Source organism: Sphingomonas bisphenolicum (assembly GCF_024349785.1).
GTDB lineage: Bacteria > Pseudomonadota > Alphaproteobacteria > Sphingomonadales > Sphingomonadaceae > Sphingobium > Sphingobium bisphenolicum.
Genome location: NZ_AP018817.1, coordinates 434,941 through 451,374, shown reverse-complemented (window position 1 = coordinate 451,374; position 16,434 = coordinate 434,941). Strand labels below are relative to the sequence as shown.

16 protein-coding genes are annotated in these 16,434 nt (G+C 65.2%); 5 read left to right on the top strand and 11 right to left on the bottom strand.

The genetic code is table 11. The features are described from left to right. Window positions 1-145: 145 nt before the first annotated feature. The 3 genes from SBA_RS02160 to SBA_RS02150 form a co-directional block, all read right to left on the bottom strand. Entirely contained in the window at window positions 146-610 is a 465-nt protein-coding gene (locus SBA_RS02160) for a low molecular weight protein-tyrosine-phosphatase (protein ID WP_261935741.1), read from the bottom strand. Continuing rightward, complete coding sequence (locus tag SBA_RS02155) at window positions 607-2,058, bottom strand: helicase HerA domain-containing protein (protein ID WP_261935740.1); 1,452 nt, start codon at window positions 2,056-2,058, stop codon at window positions 607-609. Before SBA_RS02155 ends, SBA_RS02160 begins: the two co-directional genes overlap by 4 nt. 287 nt (window positions 2,059-2,345) lie before the next feature. Further along, on the bottom strand, window positions 2,346-2,957 hold the full coding sequence (locus SBA_RS02150; protein WP_261935739.1) for a Panacea domain-containing protein: 612 nt from the start codon (window positions 2,955-2,957) through the stop codon (window positions 2,346-2,348). A 179-nt stretch (window positions 2,958-3,136) separates the two neighbouring features. On the opposite strand from SBA_RS02150, the gene ppc reads away from it, so the two are divergent. Continuing rightward, window positions 3,137-5,839: a phosphoenolpyruvate carboxylase gene (gene ppc, locus SBA_RS02145; RefSeq protein WP_261935738.1), complete on the top strand. Its 2,703-nt coding sequence runs from the start codon at window positions 3,137-3,139 to the stop codon at window positions 5,837-5,839. A gap of 146 nt (window positions 5,840-5,985) precedes the next feature. Here ppc and SBA_RS02140 read toward each other — a convergent pair whose 3' ends face one another. Together SBA_RS02140 and mgtE are read right to left on the bottom strand one after the other, a co-directional pair. Then, window positions 5,986-6,384 carry a DUF1489 family protein gene (locus SBA_RS02140; RefSeq protein WP_261935737.1) on the bottom strand — a complete coding sequence of 133 codons (399 nt, stop codon included), beginning with the start codon at window positions 6,382-6,384 and terminating at the stop codon, window positions 5,986-5,988. A 22-nt stretch (window positions 6,385-6,406) separates the two neighbouring features. Continuing rightward, window positions 6,407-7,849, bottom strand: a complete 1,443-nt coding sequence (mgtE, locus tag SBA_RS02135) for a magnesium transporter (protein WP_224550383.1) — start codon at window positions 7,847-7,849, stop codon at window positions 6,407-6,409. Window positions 7,850-8,018: 169 nt separating this feature from the next. Here mgtE and SBA_RS02130 point away from each other — a divergent pair, with 169 nt between their 5' ends. Next, on the top strand, window positions 8,019-8,474 hold the full coding sequence (locus SBA_RS02130; RefSeq protein WP_261935736.1) for a peptidylprolyl isomerase: 456 nt from the start codon (window positions 8,019-8,021) through the stop codon (window positions 8,472-8,474). A gap of 135 nt (window positions 8,475-8,609) precedes the next feature. On the opposite strand, the gene SBA_RS02125 is transcribed toward SBA_RS02130, so the two are convergent. Together SBA_RS02125 and SBA_RS02120 are read right to left on the bottom strand one after the other, a co-directional pair. Next, on the bottom strand, window positions 8,610-9,296 hold the full coding sequence (locus tag SBA_RS02125; RefSeq protein ID WP_224550381.1) for a hypothetical protein: 687 nt from the start codon (window positions 9,294-9,296) through the stop codon (window positions 8,610-8,612). Then, on the bottom strand, window positions 9,296-9,961 hold the full coding sequence (locus SBA_RS02120; RefSeq protein WP_261935735.1) for a peptidase: 666 nt from the start codon (window positions 9,959-9,961) through the stop codon (window positions 9,296-9,298). The genes SBA_RS02125 and SBA_RS02120 overlap by 1 nt, the downstream gene beginning before the upstream one ends. 316 nt (window positions 9,962-10,277) lie before the next feature. On the opposite strand from SBA_RS02120, the gene SBA_RS02115 reads away from it, so the two are divergent. Next, entirely contained in the window at window positions 10,278-10,835 is a 558-nt protein-coding gene (locus SBA_RS02115; protein ID WP_261935734.1) for an outer membrane protein, read from the top strand. 121 nt (window positions 10,836-10,956) lie between these two features. Here the strand turns inward: SBA_RS02115 and SBA_RS02110 are convergent, their stop codons facing one another. The 4 genes from SBA_RS02110 to SBA_RS02095 all read right to left on the bottom strand — a co-directional run bounded on the left by SBA_RS02110 (window position 10,957) and on the right by SBA_RS02095 (window position 14,633). Then, window positions 10,957-12,369 carry a UdgX family uracil-DNA binding protein gene (locus SBA_RS02110; RefSeq protein WP_261936658.1) on the bottom strand — a complete coding sequence of 471 codons (1,413 nt, stop codon included), beginning with the start codon at window positions 12,367-12,369 and terminating at the stop codon, window positions 10,957-10,959. Window positions 12,370-12,418: 49 nt separating this feature from the next. Continuing rightward, window positions 12,419-12,889, bottom strand: a complete 471-nt coding sequence (locus SBA_RS02105; RefSeq protein WP_261935733.1) for a hemerythrin domain-containing protein — start codon at window positions 12,887-12,889, stop codon at window positions 12,419-12,421. Between the two features lie 74 nt (window positions 12,890-12,963). Then, the gene (locus SBA_RS02100; protein ID WP_224550377.1) at window positions 12,964-13,314 is read right to left on the bottom strand and encodes a hypothetical protein; all 351 of its coding nucleotides are present in this window, start codon (window positions 13,312-13,314) and stop codon (window positions 12,964-12,966) included. A gap of 74 nt (window positions 13,315-13,388) precedes the next feature. Continuing rightward, a complete protein-coding gene (locus tag SBA_RS02095; protein ID WP_224550376.1) occupies window positions 13,389-14,633 on the bottom strand; it encodes a putative DNA modification/repair radical SAM protein in 1,245 nt (414 codons plus the stop codon). Window positions 14,634-14,774: 141 nt separating this feature from the next. Between SBA_RS02095 and SBA_RS02090 the strand changes: the two genes are divergently transcribed. Both SBA_RS02090 and SBA_RS02085 read left to right on the top strand, forming a co-directional pair. Beyond that, window positions 14,775-15,086 carry a hypothetical protein gene (locus SBA_RS02090; protein WP_224550375.1) on the top strand — a complete coding sequence of 104 codons (312 nt, stop codon included), beginning with the start codon at window positions 14,775-14,777 and terminating at the stop codon, window positions 15,084-15,086. Between the two features lie 88 nt (window positions 15,087-15,174). Beyond that, the gene (locus SBA_RS02085) at window positions 15,175-16,335 is read left to right on the top strand and encodes an FAD-dependent oxidoreductase (protein ID WP_261935732.1); all 1,161 of its coding nucleotides are present in this window, start codon (window positions 15,175-15,177) and stop codon (window positions 16,333-16,335) included. Window positions 16,336-16,434: the final 99 nt, after the last annotated feature.

Sequence of the window (16,434 nt, the reverse complement as noted above, 5' to 3'; positions counted from 1 at the left end):
CCGGCGTCGGGCACCGCGTCAATCAGCAACATGGCAGCGCGCATAGGCGGTCCAACCGGGCTGAGAATAGGGTGGAAGGAAGCTACAGTGCCCACCGCCCGCGTCAAGATGGATGGCGCATGGGGGTGCGCCTTCCTCGCCCCGTCTAGGGCCGCGCCTGCGCCACGATCACCCCGGCGGCGCGGGCGACGTCGTCCCAGGTCTGGTCGAACCCGGCCTCGTCCCCGAAATAGGGATCGACCACGCCCGTCCCTTCGCGCCCCGGCACCATGTCCATCAGCAGGCGCAGGTCCGCGGTTCCGTCCGACGGGCGGATGCGGCGCAGATTTTTGAGATTGTCGGCGTCGAGCGCGAAAATATGGGTGAAGCGGCGGAAATCCGCGGCACTCACCTGTCGTCCCGCATAGCCGCTGATGTCTATGCCATGGCGCAGCGCCACGGCTTGCGCGCGCGGGTCGGGCGGGCTGCCCACATGCCAGTCGCCGGTCCCGGCCGAATCGACGACCATGTCTATCCCGGCTTTCTCCGCCGCCGCCCGCAGCGCGGCTTCGGCCAGCGGCGAGCGGCAGATGTTGCCAAGGCAGACGAACAGGACGGACGGCGCCGTCATCCGTCCGCCACCGCGGTCGAGAGGCCGAGACCCGGCACGCCGATCGAGCGCTTGCCCGAAAAATCGGTGCGGGCGACGATGACGCCCAGCTTTTCCATATAGTCGATCAGCCGCCGCACCCGGCCGGGCGAACTGGTGCCATAGGCGCGCGCCAGATGCGCGTCGTCGGGGCAGGGCAGACCCGCCATCGCCGCCCGCGCGATCAGCAGGAAGGGGGCGAGCATATCCTCCGGCAGAGGCTCCGCCGCCTTCATCGCATCGGCCCAGCGCGGATCATGCGCATCGGCCATCCCCGCCTGCGCCATGGCGAAGCGCTTGCGAAAGGCGGGCAGGTCGAGCGGCGGGGTGCGCAGGCCCTTCATCCGGCAGCGCACGCCGAAATCCTGATAGAGGGTCGACACGCTGGGCTGGGCGTCGCCCAGATCGGCGACGATCTCCTCCAGCACGGCGACCACCACCGGCTCATTCTGGCCGAAATCCAGTTCCGGCGCGGCGGGCCGGGCCGACGGCGCATCGGCGAGCGCGCGGATGATCTCCTCGGCCGGGCGGGGCGGGGGATCGGCGCGGGGCGGCGGAGGGGGCGGCATATCCTCCTCGCCGCGGGCGAACAATAATTCCTGCAAATCCTCGCCACTGGTCGAGGGCGGGGCGATCAGCTTGTGCGCGCCGCCGCGCGTGCCGGTCTGCACCGCGCCGATCTTCACATTGACCGGCCGACGCGCGATCGCCGGACCCAGGCCCAGAAAGCGCCCGCGCTCCAGGTCGCGAATCTGCTCGGCCTGCCGCCGCTCCATGCCCAGCAGGTCGGCGGCGCGGGCCATGTCGATGTCGAGGAAGGTGCGGCCCATCAGGAAGTTGGACGCTTCGGCCGCGACATTCTTGGCCAGTTTCGCCAGCCGCTGCGTCGCGATCACGCCGGCAAGGCCGCGCTTGCGCCCCCGGCACATCAGGTTGGTCATGGCGGCCAGACTCAGTCGCCGCGCCTCGTCCGACACGTCGCCCGCCGATACGGGCGCGAACATCTGCGCCTCGTCCACCACCACCAAGGCGGGATACCAATGGTCGCGCGGCGCATCGAACAGGGTCGACAGGAAAGTCGCGGCGCATTTCATCTGCGCCTCCAGCTCCAGCGACTCCAGGCTCAGCACCACCGAGGCGCGATGTTCGCGGATGCGCATCGCCATCTTGACGATCTCGCGCTCATTATAGTCGCCCGCATCGATCACGACATGGCCATAGGCGTCGGCCAGGGTGACGAAATCGCCCTCCGGATCGATCACCACCTGCTGCACCATCGGCGCGGATTCTTCGAGCAGGCGACGCAGCAGATGCGACTTGCCCGACCCCGAATTGCCCTGGACGAGCAGCCGGGTGGCGAGCAATTCCTCGACATCGACCAGCACGTCCTTGCCGTGGCTGTCGGTCCCTATGCTGATGCTGGCGGTCACGATCGCGTCTTTGGCGCAGGGGGTGGGGGAGCGCAAGGGTGGCGGGGCGAGACTATCGTTCGATCACTCTAAACTGTGCCTAAGCGACAAGGAAACAATTCCAAAGGTCAACCATTCCCGCCTTATCGTCGATCGTGTAGATGAAAACCACAGATGGCAAACGAGCCAGTGCAGGACTTTCATACACCCATAAGCTCACGAGGTCAGGGTGCGGAACGCCTACCATACGAGGATCGCGTTTGGCCAAAGCCTCGAAATTTTGAAGAATTTCTAGAAAGCCGTTAGGATCAATGCTGGCCAGTCGCCGATAATAAGCGGCTTCGAAAATCTCCGATAGACGACATTGCCACGGGACCTCGTTTCGATTGCGTAGCTTCAACTTCGGTCATTCCTCGCGCTGCCAAGTCAAATGCTTCTGGAGAAGGTTGGCTTGGAAACAAAAGCATCGCGGTTTCATATCCAATAACGCCACCCATTTCGGCCATTTCCCAAGGCAGCTTATGGCTGTATTCGCTAATGCTCTTAGCTGTATTTTGATTACATACAAAATCAAGCACATCATCTAGAAGAGCGCGCTCTGCATTATTGAGTATATGCTCTGGTTCAGCAACCTTAGCATGATACTCTTTCTTTAAATATCCAAAATAATCAACTGTTCGAATTTCCATTTCTCCATCGCGAGCCATATCACGAAGTAAAAATAAAAGTTGATCTGAAGTAGGTCCATTCGGTCGTTTACGATACACTGCACCAGTCACCGAATAACGATGGTGTGCATATGATATCATATCAAAATAATATAATACCTTATTTAGTTTTACAGCGCCAAGATCCTCAACATTGCAAGAATGGCAAGCGCGTAAAATGACAGCACGCATTTTATCACGATCAAATTGCATGATGGTATCCATAGCAGAGCATATCGAACATAATGTGAACTAATGGTCTGGAAAAGTCAAGTGTTTGAAAAAATGTGAAATTTTTGATTCATTTATCAATAGGTTAAGCTTGGCTGGCGCTTGTAAAACTTGCAACCGCCACCTTGACCCTGTCCCTGTTGCAATGCAGCATCGCATCCATGGCGACTCTTTCCTCCTCCCCGTCCGCTCCGGCGATCACGCAGAATCCCGATATCCGCTATCTGGGGCGGCTGCTGGGCGATGTCATTCGCGCTTATGGGGGGGAGAAGCTCTACAAGCAGACCGAATATATCCGTTCCGCATCGGTCGACCGGGCGCGGGGATTGCAGGGGGCGGACCTGACCGATAGCGGGCTGGACGCGCTCGATCTCGACGATACGCTCAATTTCACCCGTGGTTTCATGCTCTTCTCGATGCTCGCCAACCTGGCAGAGGACCGGCAGGGGGTGGCGGCCGAGCCGGGCGCCGATGTCGCCTCCGCGGTCGCGCGGCTGGAATCGCATGGCATCGACAAGGATGCCGTGCTGGGTCTGCTGGCGCACAGCCTGATGGTGCCGGTCCTGACCGCCCACCCGACCGAGGTGCGGCGCAAGAGCATGATCGACCACAAGAATCGCATCGCCGACCTGATGCACCTCAAGGATGCCGTGCGGATCGAGACGGACGAGGGCGAAAATCTGGACGAGGCGATCTTCCGCCAGATCGCCTTGCTGTGGCAGACGCGCCCGCTGCGGCGGGAAAAATTGTTCGTCGCCGACGAAATCGACAATGTCCTCGCCTATTTCCGCGACACCTTCCTGCCGGTGCTGCCTGCCCTCTATGCGCGGTGGGAGCGGGTGCTGGGCGCGCGGCCGCAAAGCTTCCTGCGGGTGGGGTCGTGGATCGGCGGCGACCGCGACGGCAACCCCTTCGTCCAGGCGCCGCAACTGGAGTTCGCACTGAAACGCGGCTGCCAGGCGGCGATCGCCTATTATCTCGACGCGCTGCACGCGCTGGGGGCGGAACTGTCGCTCTCGACCGAACTCGCCCATGTGCCCCAGGCGGTGCTGGACCTGGCCGAGGCGAGCGGCGACGCATCGCCCAGCCGCAAGGACGAACCCTATCGCCGCGCTTTGTCCGGCATCTATGCGCGGCTGGCGGCCACCTGCACCACGCTGACGGGTGGGCAACCGGCGCGGCCGTCCAGCCTGAAGGGCGACGCCTATGCGACGCCGCAGGAGTTCCGCCGTGATCTGGTGACGGTGGCGCAGGGGCTGGCGAGCGAAGGCGACGGAGCGCTGTCGACCGGCGGGGCGCTTGGGCGGCTGATCCGCGCGGTGGAGACGTTCGGCTTCCACCTCGCGACGCTCGACATGCGGCAGAATAGCGCCGTGCATGAGCGGGTGGTGGCGGAACTGCTCAAGGCGGCGGGGGTCGAGGCGGACTATTGCGCGCTCGACGAATATGCGCGGATCGCGCTGCTGCGCCGCGAACTGGCCAGCAACCGGCCCTTGGGATCGCGCTTTTCCGCCTATGGCGAGGAGACGACGTCCGAACTGGCGATCGTCCATGCCGCCGCCACGGCGCACCGGCTCTACGGCCCGGCCTGCATCACCCATTATATCATCTCCAAGGCCGAAAGCGTGTCCGACATGCTGGAGGTCAACATCCTGCTCAAGGAAGCGGGGTTGTGGCAGGCGGGGGTTGATGGCGCGCCGCCGCAGGCCGCGATCATGGCGATCCCGCTGTTCGAGACGATCGCCGATCTGGAGGCCGCGCCATCCATCATGACCGCCTATTTCGGCCTGCCCGAAATCGCCGGGGTGGTGAAGGCGCGCGGCCATCAGGAAGTGATGATCGGCTATTCCGACAGCAACAAGGATGGCGGCTACATCACCTCGACCTGGAGCCTCTACAAAGCGAGCCAGGCGCTGGAGCCGGTGTTCGCCGACGCCGGGGCGGCGATGCAACTGTTCCACGGCCGCGGCGGCGCGGTGGGGCGCGGCGGCGGCTCCGCCTTCGCGGCGATCCAGGCGCAGCCGCGCGGCAGCGTACAGGGGCGCATCCGCATCACCGAACAGGGCGAGGTGATCGCCGCGAAGTTCGGCACGCGCGACGTCGCCATGACCAATTTGGAGGCGATGACCAGCGCGACCCTGCTCGCCAGCCTGGAGCCGGAAGGCGTGTCGGACCGCGACGCCGCCCGGTTCAGCGCGGCGATGGACGAACTGTCGAAAAACGCCTTCGCCGCCTATCGCGACCTCGTCTACGGCACCGAGGGGTTCAAGGAATTTTTCCGTCAGTTGACCCCGATCCAGGAGATATCGGGCCTCAAGATCGGGTCGCGCCCGGCCAGCCGGACCAAAAGCCATGCGATCGAGGATCTGCGCGCCATTCCCTGGGTGTTCAGCTGGGCGCAGGCGCGGGTGATGCTGCCCGGCTGGTATGGCGTGGGGCAGGCGCTGGCCGCATTCGAGGACAAGGCGCTGCTGGCCGACATGGGGCAGCATTGGTCGTTCCTGAAATCCGCGCTCGCCAATCTGGAGATGGTGCTGGCCAAGTCCGACCTGGGCATCGCCGCGCGCTACCTGCCGCTGGTGGAGGATCAGGCGGCGGGCGAGGCGATTTTCGGGCGTATTCGCGAGGGGTGGCAACAGGCGCATGACGGACTGCTGGCCGCGACCGGCCAGTCGCGGCTGCTGGAGAAGAATCCGGCGCTGGACGCATCCATCCGGCTGCGCCTGCCCTATATCGAGCCGCTGAACCTGTTGCAGGTCGAATTGCTCAAGCGCCACCGCGCAGGCGAGGACGATCCGCGCATCAAGGAAGGGATCGAACTGTCGATCAACGCGATCGCGACGGCGCTGCGGAACAGCGGCTAGGCTCTCACAGGACGAACAACCTCCGTTCGTTTCGAGCGAAGTCGAGAAACAAGGCAGAGCCGAGTTCAGCGACGCTAAACGCCATCACAGTGCTATCCGCTTCTCGACTTCGCTCGAAGCGAACGGAGATATGGGGGCATTTCGCCTTACACCAGCCCCAATTTGCTCAATTCCCCCAGCAGCGCGGCGGGCATCGCGTCCAGCTCGTCCGCCTCGCCCCCGTCCAGGTCGGGCGGGGCGTCCGCGTCTTCGAGATAGCGCCAGCCCTGATGGGCGCGCTTGGGCTTGCCGCGCACCGGTATCAGCCGCGGTTCCAGCCTGATCCAGTAGCGGCCCTGCCCCGTCTCCTCGAAGCCCAGGATCGGGCTGCGGCCGACCAGCCTGTGGCCGTGAATCCAGTAGAGCGACCCGCCCGCCATCTCCTCCACCCGCTTGGGCAGGTAGCGGGTGGTGGTCCGCGCCTCGCCTTCATGGCTGTCCAGCCAGGCGCGCAGGGTGGCGGGGCTTTCGCTGCGGAACGCGATCTTGGTGATGTGAAGCGGCATGGACCTTAGATGGGAACCCGCGTCAGCCGGTCAATCCCGCCGCCGTGGCGAGGCCGAGGAAGGCGAGGAAACCCATCGAATCGGTGATCATCGTCACGAAGATGGAGGAGGCGACGGCGGGATCGAGATTGAGCCGGTCGAAGGCCAGCGGCACCGCCGCCCCGGCGAGGCCCGCCGTCACGATGTTGGTCACCATCGCGGCGGCGATCACGCCGCCCAGCGCCATATTCTGGAACACCAAGGCGACCCCCAGCCCCAGCACCAGCGCCACGGTGACGCCGTTGAGCAACGCGACGCGGATTTCGCGGACGATGGTGCGGCGGGCGTTGGACCCGGTGATCTGGTTGGTGGCGAGCGCGCGCACGGTGACCGCCATGGTCTGGCTGCCGGCATTGCCGCCGACCCCGGCGACGATCGGCATCAACGTGGCGAGCGCTACCATTTTCTGGATCGTGCCTTCGAAAATGCCGATGATGGTGGACGCGACCAGTGCGGTGACGAGATTGGTCAGCAGCCAGCGCACGCGCGCGCGATAACTGTCCATGACGGGCTCGTTGATGTCGCCTTCGCCCGCACCCGACAGGCGGAGAATATCCTCGCCGGCTTCCTCGGAAATGATGTGGACGACGTCATCGACCGTGATCATGCCGACCAGCCGGCCCGACGAATCGATCACCGCGGCGGAGATCAGCGCATATTTCTGGAAGCGCAGGGCGACCTCTTCCTGGTCCATGTCGACCGGGATCAGCGTCTGTTCGCGCTTCATCAGGTCGGCCATGGATATGCCGCGCGGGCAGGTCAATATCCAGCTCAACTGGCAATAGCCGATCGGCCGATGGGCCGCATCGACGACATAGATTTCCCAGAAATCGCGGGTCAGGTCGGCATTGTCGCGCAGATAGTCGATGACCTGGCCGACCGTCATATGTTCCGGCACCGCGACCAGATCGCGCTGCATCAGGCGACCGGCGGATTCCTCCGGGTAGGACAGCGCGCTTTCGATCGCGGCGCGGTCTTCCGGCTCCATCGCGTCGAGGACGGCCTGCTGGTCGGCCTCCTCCATATCCTCGATGATGGCGACGGCGTCGTCGGTGTCGAGTTCGGCGGCGAATTCCGCGAGCTGTTCGGGCGCGAGCGCGCCGATCAGGTCGTCGCGGACATAGTCGTTCAGTTCGGACAGCACTTCCGCGCCGACCAGGTCTCCCAGCGCGGCGGCGACATCGGCGCGCCGTTCCGACGGCGTCAGTTCCAGAAGGTCGGCAATGTCGGCGGGGTGGAGCGGCGACACCAGGTCGCGCGCGGTTTCGCTGTCGCCATCCTCGACCGCGTCGAGCACGGCGGACAGGAATTCGGGCTTCAGCCGATCATCCTCGTCCAGGCTCGTTTCAGCCTGTTCGACGATCGTCTCTTCGTCAGTATCTGCCCCATGCAACAGGGGTTCGGCTGGATCGCCGCGCTCGCTCATGGCGCCCCCTACTGTCCGGTTCCTGTAACATCCGGCTGCTTTCGCCCATGCAACATGGAATTGCAATGGGGTGAAGCCGGGGGGAACGGCTTCTCCACAAGAAACTTCCATCCCTTTTTGAAGCCTCTATATGGGGGGCATTACCCCTTCCCACATGAGAGGATGCTTCATGGCCGACGAAACGCTTACCCTTACCCTCGACAGCGGCGGCGACGTCGTGATCAAGCTGCGCCCCGACCTGGCCCCCGGCCACGTCGCGCGCATCGTGGAAAACGCGAAGGAAGGCTTTTACGATGGCGTGGTCTTCCACCGCGTCATCCCCGGTTTCATGGCGCAGGGCGGCGATCCGACCGGCACCGGCATGGGCGGCCACCCCGACAAGCCGGATATCAAGGCGGAATTCAGCCGTCAGCCGCATGTCCGCGGCGTCTGCTCCATGGCCCGTTCGTCCAACCCGAACAGCGCCAACAGCCAGTTCTTCATCTGCTTCGACGACGCGACCTTCCTCGATGGCCAGTACACCGTCTGGGGCGAAGTGACGTCGGGCATGGAGCATGTCGACGCCCTGCCCAAGGGCGAACCACCGCGCACGCCGGGCAAGATCGTTACGGCGACCGTCGCCTGACATCAGCCTGGACCGCATGGCAAAGGGCGTCCGGTCGCGAAGACCGGGCGCCCTTTTTTACAGGCGGTGACGCATCATCATGATTGCGAGGGGAAGGCGGTGCGACGATCGATCGGGCAATCGCCTTGCCAGCGTCTACGGTCGTTTCGCCATCCCGTCCGTCATCGAAATGGTCTGCGCCTCCGCGCCGTTGTCCGCGCCGGGCGCATCCACCGGCGGCTGATAAGCCCCGATCGTTTCGATATGCCAGCGCCGTTGTTCCTGGGTCGATCCGGGGACGTCATCGACGCGGCGCAACACCACCTGCCGCAGCACATGCCAGGGGCGGCCATTGGCAGCGATGCGCCCATAGACCTGCACCGGCACCGTTACATGCATCGATCCGGCCGTTCCTTCCGGGTCGGATGGCGCGCCGACATTGGCGTGAATCTCGCTGAAGCCGCGAAAGCGCGCCGCGAAATGGGCATCGTCCTGCGATCCGATCGCGCCGCTCTGGTCCCACAGATCCTGCGCATCCTCGAACCGCTTTTCCTCCAGCAGGCCATAATAGCCCTGCACCACCTGCGCGGCGCCCTGCGCGCTGTCCGGATCGATCGATCCTTCGGCGACCGGGGCGGGATCGACGGGCAGGCCGCCGGGCGTGCCGGGCGCGGGTGGCTTGAGCGGTTCCATCACCGCCATCGCCTCCGCCCGGACGTTATTTTCCACCTGCGCCGCATTGGCGCCATTGGCGAGATTGTCGATCGCACTCTCCTCCCGCCCGTCGCAGGCCGCGACGAGAAGGAGGGAGAGCAGGGCGGCGGTCTTCGTCGATCGCCGCATCAGTTCGGGCGAATCCGGGCTGTCGGTTCGCGCCCGCGCCCACCGCCGCCCCAGTCGCGCTGCGGGCGCGGCTGGTTCATCTGCGGTCGCGGCTGTTGCTGGACCTGGGGCTGGACCTTGGGCCGGAACTGCGGCTGGCGCAGGCCCGGCTGGGGCGTGGGCCGCGCGCTGTCATTGCCACGCCAACGATCGCGACCCCGGCCGTCATTGCGATCCCGTCCCCAGTTGCGGTCGCCATTGTCCGAACCTTGGGGAGGGCGTGTCCAGTTGCCGTTATTGCCCGGCTGGCGATCGCGGTCGCGCCAGTTGCCGTCCCGATCCCGGCCGCGCCAACGGCCATCGTCGCCGCGCTCGGCCCGGCGGCCTTCCCAATAGCGGCGCTGGCCGTCATTCCAGCGCTGGCGTCGCCCGCCGCGATCGTAGACATAATAGCCGCTGCCCGGATAATAATAATTGTCGTACCAGCCGCCATAGGGGCCGCTGTCATAATAGCCCGACGGTCCGTAATAGCCGTCGCCATAATAGCCGCCATTGCCATAATAGCCGCTGCCTACGCTCACACCGCCATAGCCATAGCCATAGCCGTCATCATAGGCGCAACCGCCCAGGGCCAGCGCGCCTGCAAGTCCGATTACCGCCAGGAACCGATGTCGGATGCCCGTCATCGCCTTTCTCCTCATCTCCATCTGATGCCTTGCGTAACGCGCGCCGGTTGAATTGGTTGTGAATGGATTATCCTTTCCGCGCCAGCGTTTATCGCAGGTTCAGAAAAGCCGGCCTTCGTTCATCGGGGCGACAGAAAGCGTGTTCTTTCCGTCACATAATCGCCTGCTGACCGGATTTTGTGGATCGTTCAGGAAACCTTCGGGCGGGTCCGGTCATTCTTCCTCCTGTCGATCGCAGCCGCTTTGAGCGCTCGCATCGGCCCGGCGGGTTCCACACCGCCGCGCAAAAAATCCACAACAGACAAAGGGTCACCCCATGAAGACACTGCTTTTTTCGGCAGCCGCCGCCGCGTTCCTGTTGCCTGCCGCCGCCATGGCGCAGGATGACGCCGGTTCGTCCACCCGCCGCATCGAACCCTATGTCGGCGTGATGGGGGGCGTGCATAATTATGACAGCGAAACCAGCAAGGAAGGCATCCCGCCGGTCGGCTACAAGGGTCGTATGGTCGAGGGCGTGGCGGGCGTGAACGTCAATGTCGCCGGGCCGCTGGTGCTGGGCGTCGAGGGCACCGCGTCCAAGGGCGTGTCGGGCGACATCGACTGGGAATATGGCGCCGCGGGCCGTGTCGGCGTGAAGGCGGGCAAGGACAGCATGATCTTCACCAAGGTCGGCTATCAGTGGACCAATTTCGATGCGCTGGGCAAGGATAGCCGCGACTATCACGGCATGACCTATGGCGCCGGCGTCGAACTGTCGCCCGCCGACATGGGCGGTTCGGCCCAGAGCAGCAATATCCGCCTGCGCGTCCAGGCCGATACGACGGGCAATTTCCACTCGATCCGTCCCATGGCCGGCGTCGTCGCGAAATTCTGATCCTAATCACCGGCTAGGCGGGACGGGTCGTCACGATCCGTCCCGTCTTCTCAGTCAACTTCCTGATGGAAGTTGGGGTGCGGAACGGCTTCCTGGACTGTAGCCGTTCCGCATTCCTTGTTTATGGCAGCGCCTTCAGCCGCTCACCGATCCCCCGCAGGTCCGCGACGAAGCGCGCCAGTTCCTCCTCGCGGCAATCCTCGTCGGGGAGACGCAGCACATAGCTGGGATGCACCGTCACCCAGCCTTCCGCTCCGTTGTCGAGCGCGATCGCCTGACCCCGCGCCCGGCTGATTGTCACCGCCCTGCCCAGCATGGCGCGGGCCGCCGACGCGCCCAGTGCGACGATGATGCGCGGGCGAACCAGATCGATCTCCTGCTTCAGCCACCAGCGGCAGGCTTCGATTTCGCCGGCGTCGGGTGATTGATGCAGCCGCCTCTTGCCGCGCCGTTCGAACTTGAAATGCTTGACCGCATTGGTGACGTAAGCGCGCGACCGGTCCACCCCGGCCTGCGCCAGCGCCCGGTCGAACAACTGGCCCGCCGGTCCCACGAACGGCCGCCCGGCCAGATCCTCCTGATCGCCGGGCTGCTCGCCGATGAAGAGCAAAGGCGCGTCGAGCGGGCCTTCGCCGAACACCGTCTGCGTGGCGTCCCGGTGCAGCGGACAGCGGGCGCAAGTCATCGCCTCCTCGCGGAGGGCCGCCCAGACGGTCGCCGCATTGCCCTGGCGTTTGGGGGGCGCCTTTTCTGGCAGGGGCGCGGTCGCGATCATGGCCGCCTCGCGCGCTTGCGCGCCGGCGACAAGGTCGGGGATGAGCGCGGCTTCGGGCAGGTTGCGCCAGTATTTTTTCGGCATTTCGGACAGCATGGCCTTGGTCTTGAGCCGGGCCGGATTGAAGATCGCGGCATAATAGCCCTTCCATAGATCCTCGACCGGGTCGTCCGCGGGGGCGTCCCCACGGCTGGCGCCCGGTCCCTCGCTCAATGTCTCGCCATCCCAATGGATGCTGGCCTCCGGGGTCAGGATCGACCAGTGCATGGTCGCGAAGCGGCGCAGGAAGAAACCGGCATTGGCGCGGACGATATGATGGTCGGGCTCGAACCAGGCGACGAAGCGCGGGCCGACCGCATCCTCCAAAGCGCGGAAGCGCACGAAGGCGCGCATTTTGTGGATGTCGCGGCGCACCGCCTTGGCCAGTATATCGACCCGGCGCAGCAGCGGGTCGGCCTTGTCCTCCATCAGCCCCGGCCGGTCGCGCAGCCGGCATAGCAGCGCATAAAGCAGGGCGAAGCGTTCGGGGTCGCGATGCAGGATCGCGCTCTGCGCCAGGTCGACGAAGGCGCGGGGCACCGAGAAGCCCGCGCCGGGCCGGTCGGGCGGCAGGGGCGCGTCGCCGAACAGGTCGCCGCCCGCCATCTCCCCAGCCTGCCAGACGACATCGGCCGGATCGACGCCGTTGACCGCCAGCCGCCGCGCCGCATCCCGCCAGCCGTCGAAATCGTCCGGAGCGGTCAGCGCGACGCGATACAGGGCTGGCGATCTCATCAGCCGTTCACTGCGAACGGGGTGGGAGGGGCGCTCAGTCCTCGGCCTGCGCGCGCTCCAGTTCGGCCGGCTTGCGCTTGGCGAACAGCTTGCCCAGCCGCTCTTCGTCCTGCGCCGTCAGTTCCTTCGCGGCGTCGGGGAACATCTCCTCCTCCTCCTCGTCGATATGGTGGAGGTAGCGCTTCTTCATTTCGGCGAATTTCCTGCGCCATGCCTCGCCGTTGAATTTCAGCGCGTCCAGCTCTTCCAGATAATCGTCGATTTCCTTGTGTTCGGACACGCTGTGCTGCGCATCCTCGCGCAGGTCCGGCTGCGCCAGCATGGTGGCGTAGAGCGTTTCTTCCTCGGCCGCGGCATGGGCGGTCACTTCCACCTTGAACTGCTCGAACAGCTTTTCCAGCCGATCCTCGTTCTTTTCGCGCTCCGCGTCCGCCATCTTGGCGAACAACTGGCGATGGGTGTCGTGATCCTGCTTCAGGCGATCGAAAATCTTGGTGTCGGCCATGGATGGTCCTCCTCTTTCGAGGACAGACAACGACAGGCGGCGCAAATGGCTCCCGCCAGAGAGCCGCCCGATCTTCAGCCGAACAGGAAGCGGAAGATGATCGCGACCGGAATCCAGAGCAGCGCGCCCAGCAGGCTGGCGGCCCAGAGTTGCAGCACGTCGCGACGGAAACGCACGGTGAGGCCGCTGGTCGACAGGCCGCCCCGCTCCAGCATCTGCCAGCGCCGTTCCAGCCCGCGCGCGGCCACGGCATAGCCGCCGATCGCAACGATGATACCCAGATGCAGGACGAGCGAGCCGCCCGTCTTGGCGACGATGCCGATCTGGAGCAGGCAGAAGACGACCAGCGCCGCCGCCAGATGGGTGCTGATCCGCTTCGCGAAACCCTTGCGCTGATGTGTGCGATTGCCGAGCGCCGTCGCCAAAGCCCCGAACTCCTTGCTTGACCCTGGTGACAGAATTTCACGAGTCGCAGCCGCGATCAACCCGAAATCCGCGATCAGGCGAACAAATCGAGCTGTCGTGCCGGCGGCGCGACCCGCGCGCGCAGGTCGGCGCTGTCGATCAGCGCCAGCGGGCGCCAGTCCGCCGCGATCAGGAAGGGGCGTAATTTCTTGATCGACGTCGTCAGCCGCGCGACATCGTCCAGCCGCAGGCGGCGATGGCGGCGGCTCGACAGGATGCGGTCCACCGCCTTCACCCCCAGGCCCGGCACCCGCAGCAGCGCCTCGCGCGGGGCGCGATTGACGTCGACCGGAAAGGTCGCGCGATGGCTGAGCGCCCAGGCCAGCTTGGGATCGATGTCGAGCGGCAAGCACCCGGTCGCCGCATCGGTCGCCGCCGCGATCTCCTGCGCATCATAGCCGTAGAAACGGATCATCCAGTCCGACTGGTAGAGCCTATGTTCGCGCAGCAGCGGCGGCCGCTTGAGCGGCAGCACCGCGCTGGGCGAGGGGATAGGGGAGAAGGCGCTGTAATAGACGCGGCGCAGCTTGTGCCGGTCGTAAAGGCTGCTGGCCCGCGCGATGATCGCCCGGTCGTCGGCGGCGTCGGCGCCCACGATCATCTGGGTGGACTGGCCAGCGGGCGCGAAGCGCGGCGCGCTCTTATATTTGCGGCGGGCGTCCTGCCCGTCCTCCATGTCGCTGCGCAGCCGGCTCATGGCCCCTTCGATCCGCACCCCGTCCTTTTCCGGCGCCAGACGCTTGAGGCCGCTTTCGGTCGGCAGTTCGACATTGATCGACAGGCGATCGGCATGGAGCCCGGCCTGGTGGATGAGGTCGGGGTCGGCGTCGGGAATGGTCTTGAGATGGATATAGCCGCGAAAATGATGGTCCTCGCGCAGCGATCGCGCCACCTCGACCATCTGCTCCATCGTATAGTCGGACGACCGGATGATGCCCGACGAAAGAAACAGCCCCTCGATATAGTTGCGGCGGTAGAAGCTCAGGGTCAGGTCGACCACCTCCTGCGCGGTGAAGCGCGCGCGGCGGACATCGCTCGACCGGCGGTTGATGCAATAATGGCAGTCGAAGATGCAACTGTTGGTCAGCAATATCTTGAGCAGCGAAATGCAGCGGCCGTCGGGCGCATAGGCGTGGCAGATGCCCATGCCTTCGGTCGATCCGATCCCCTTGCCGCCGCGGCTGTCGCGCCTGGTGGTGCCGGAAGACGCGCAGGACGCATCATATTTGGCGGCGTCGGCGAGGATTGCGAGTTTCGCGCGGGTGGAGAGCTGGACCATATCGTTCCTGATATGTTCGCAAGGCGTCGCTGTCCATAATCTCGATCAACCCTGTCCCAAGGGGCATGGCGGGCAGGGCAGAGGCCGCGGCACGACAGGGGAGGGGTGGCGCATCGGGCCAACCATGCTATGCGCGTCGCCATGCATAGCAGCGCCGGTACCGTCGACGTCGACGGCTTCACATATGAATGGGAATTGCGGCGCGAGCCGCAGTGGAGCGACATCGACGGGTGGAAGGGCATGGCCATCGCGCTGTTGCAGAAGAATATGCAGCGCGGGGCGCTGCTGGAGTTCCCCCCGCCCAAGCGCTTGTTGAAAGGCTTGCAGCGCGGTCGGCTCCAGATCAACGACGCGATTATCGCCCGCGGCATCCGCGCCGCTTTGGAGGCAGGATGGGAACCGGAATCGCGCGGCAAGCCGATGGTGTTCACGGTGGACGCCGAGGGTAACTGATCGCCGCGCCGCTCGGGCCGCGATCGCTTGCGGTTCGGCCCATGCCCTTCGTTATACGACATGGCGAAGTGAACGGGGAGACGAGGCAATGGACAGGCGCGCATTTCTGGGCCGGGGCATGGGCGGCATGGCGGCGCTGTCGCTGGCGACGGCGGGCCGCACGGCGAATCTGTGCGACGCTATGCCGCCGCCGATCCGTGCGACCCCCGATCGCCTGTTTCGCGTCACCGTCTGCCTGCGCCCCTTCCGCGCCGCCGGGCCGCGGATCGAGGTGGAACGGGTCGGCACCAAGCGGGTGGTCCATAATTACGGCCATGGCGGCAGCGGCTGGTCGCTGTCCTGGGGATCGGCGCAGGTCGCGGTCGGCATGGCGCTGGCGGACGGGGTGCGCGACGTCGCGGTGATCGGCGCGGGCGCGCTGGGCCTGACCGCCGCGCTCACCGCCCAGCGCGCCGGGGCCGATGTCACCATCTATGCCAAAGAGCAATTCCCCTATGTCCGCTCCGCCCGCGCGACGGGGGGCTGGACGCCCGACAGCCGGATCGCGATGCAAAAAGCCGTCGATCCGGGGTTCGCCGACCGGTGGGAAGCGATGGCGCGTGCGTCCTTCACCATGCACCAGAGCTATCTGGGCCTGCCCGGCGACCCGGTCGAATGGACCGACCGCTACATGCTGTCGGACACGCCCTTCACCGAACGGGTGCGACACGCGCCGTCAGGCGAGCATCCCGACGAATTTCTCCGTCTCGAACAGCGGCTGGCCGACATCACCCCGCGCTCGGTCGAACTGGCGCCCGGCACCCACCCCTTCCGCCCGACCTATGCCCGACGCGGCAGCGGCCTGACCTTCAACGTCGCCGACCTTGCCCATCAACTCATGGCCGATTTCCGGCTGGCCGGGGGCAAGGTCGTACCGATGGAACTGCACGATCCCAATGACGTGACGAAGCTGCGCCAGAAATCGATCATCAATTGCACCGGCTATGGCGCCCGCGCGCTGTGGCGGGACGAAAGCATCGTGCCGGTCCGCGGCCAGATCGCCTGGCTGATCCCGCAGGCGGGCGCGACCTACGGAATCTATTATGGCTCGCTGTCCATGCTGGCCCGGCGCGACGGCATCGTCGTGCAGGAAGTCGGGGCCGACGAATGGTTCGGCTATAATGACGCAAACGAAGAACCGGATTACGCAGCGGCCCAGGCGTCGGTGCGGCAACTGGCGCAATTCTGGGCGGACGGTAAGGGGGCGTAAACGGGAAGGGAGCGGCGTGTCCGCATTTCTCCGTCATCCCGGCCTTTGCTGAATGACGGTAGTGGATGATGGCCAATGATCCCTGCTGCTTTCCACCCC

Excerpts from the sequence above, each read along its gene's own strand:
- SBA_RS02160 (WP_261935741.1), bottom strand. The coding sequence starts at position 610 with ATGACGGCGCCGTCCGTCCTGTTCGTCTGCCTTGGCAACATCTGCCGC.
- SBA_RS02150 (WP_261935739.1), bottom strand. The coding sequence starts at position 2,957 with ATGCAATTTGATCGTGATAAAATGCGTGCTGTCATTTTACGCGCTTGC.
- ppc (WP_261935738.1), top strand. The coding sequence starts at position 3,137 with ATGGCGACTCTTTCCTCCTCCCCGTCCGCTCCGGCGATCACGCAGAAT.
- SBA_RS02140 (WP_261935737.1), bottom strand. The coding sequence starts at position 6,384 with ATGCCGCTTCACATCACCAAGATCGCGTTCCGCAGCGAAAGCCCCGCC.
- mgtE (WP_224550383.1), bottom strand. The coding sequence starts at position 7,849 with ATGAGCGAGCGCGGCGATCCAGCCGAACCCCTGTTGCATGGGGCAGAT.
- SBA_RS02130 (WP_261935736.1), top strand. The coding sequence starts at position 8,019 with ATGGCCGACGAAACGCTTACCCTTACCCTCGACAGCGGCGGCGACGTC.
- SBA_RS02125 (WP_224550381.1), bottom strand. The coding sequence starts at position 9,296 with ATGCGGCGATCGACGAAGACCGCCGCCCTGCTCTCCCTCCTTCTCGTC.
- SBA_RS02120 (WP_261935735.1), bottom strand. The coding sequence starts at position 9,961 with ATGACGGGCATCCGACATCGGTTCCTGGCGGTAATCGGACTTGCAGGC.
- SBA_RS02115 (WP_261935734.1), top strand. The coding sequence starts at position 10,278 with ATGAAGACACTGCTTTTTTCGGCAGCCGCCGCCGCGTTCCTGTTGCCT.
- SBA_RS02105 (WP_261935733.1), bottom strand. The coding sequence starts at position 12,889 with ATGGCCGACACCAAGATTTTCGATCGCCTGAAGCAGGATCACGACACC.
- SBA_RS02095 (WP_224550376.1), bottom strand. The coding sequence starts at position 14,633 with ATGGTCCAGCTCTCCACCCGCGCGAAACTCGCAATCCTCGCCGACGCC.
- SBA_RS02090 (WP_224550375.1), top strand. The coding sequence starts at position 14,775 with ATGCATAGCAGCGCCGGTACCGTCGACGTCGACGGCTTCACATATGAA.
- SBA_RS02085 (WP_261935732.1), top strand. The coding sequence starts at position 15,175 with ATGGACAGGCGCGCATTTCTGGGCCGGGGCATGGGCGGCATGGCGGCG.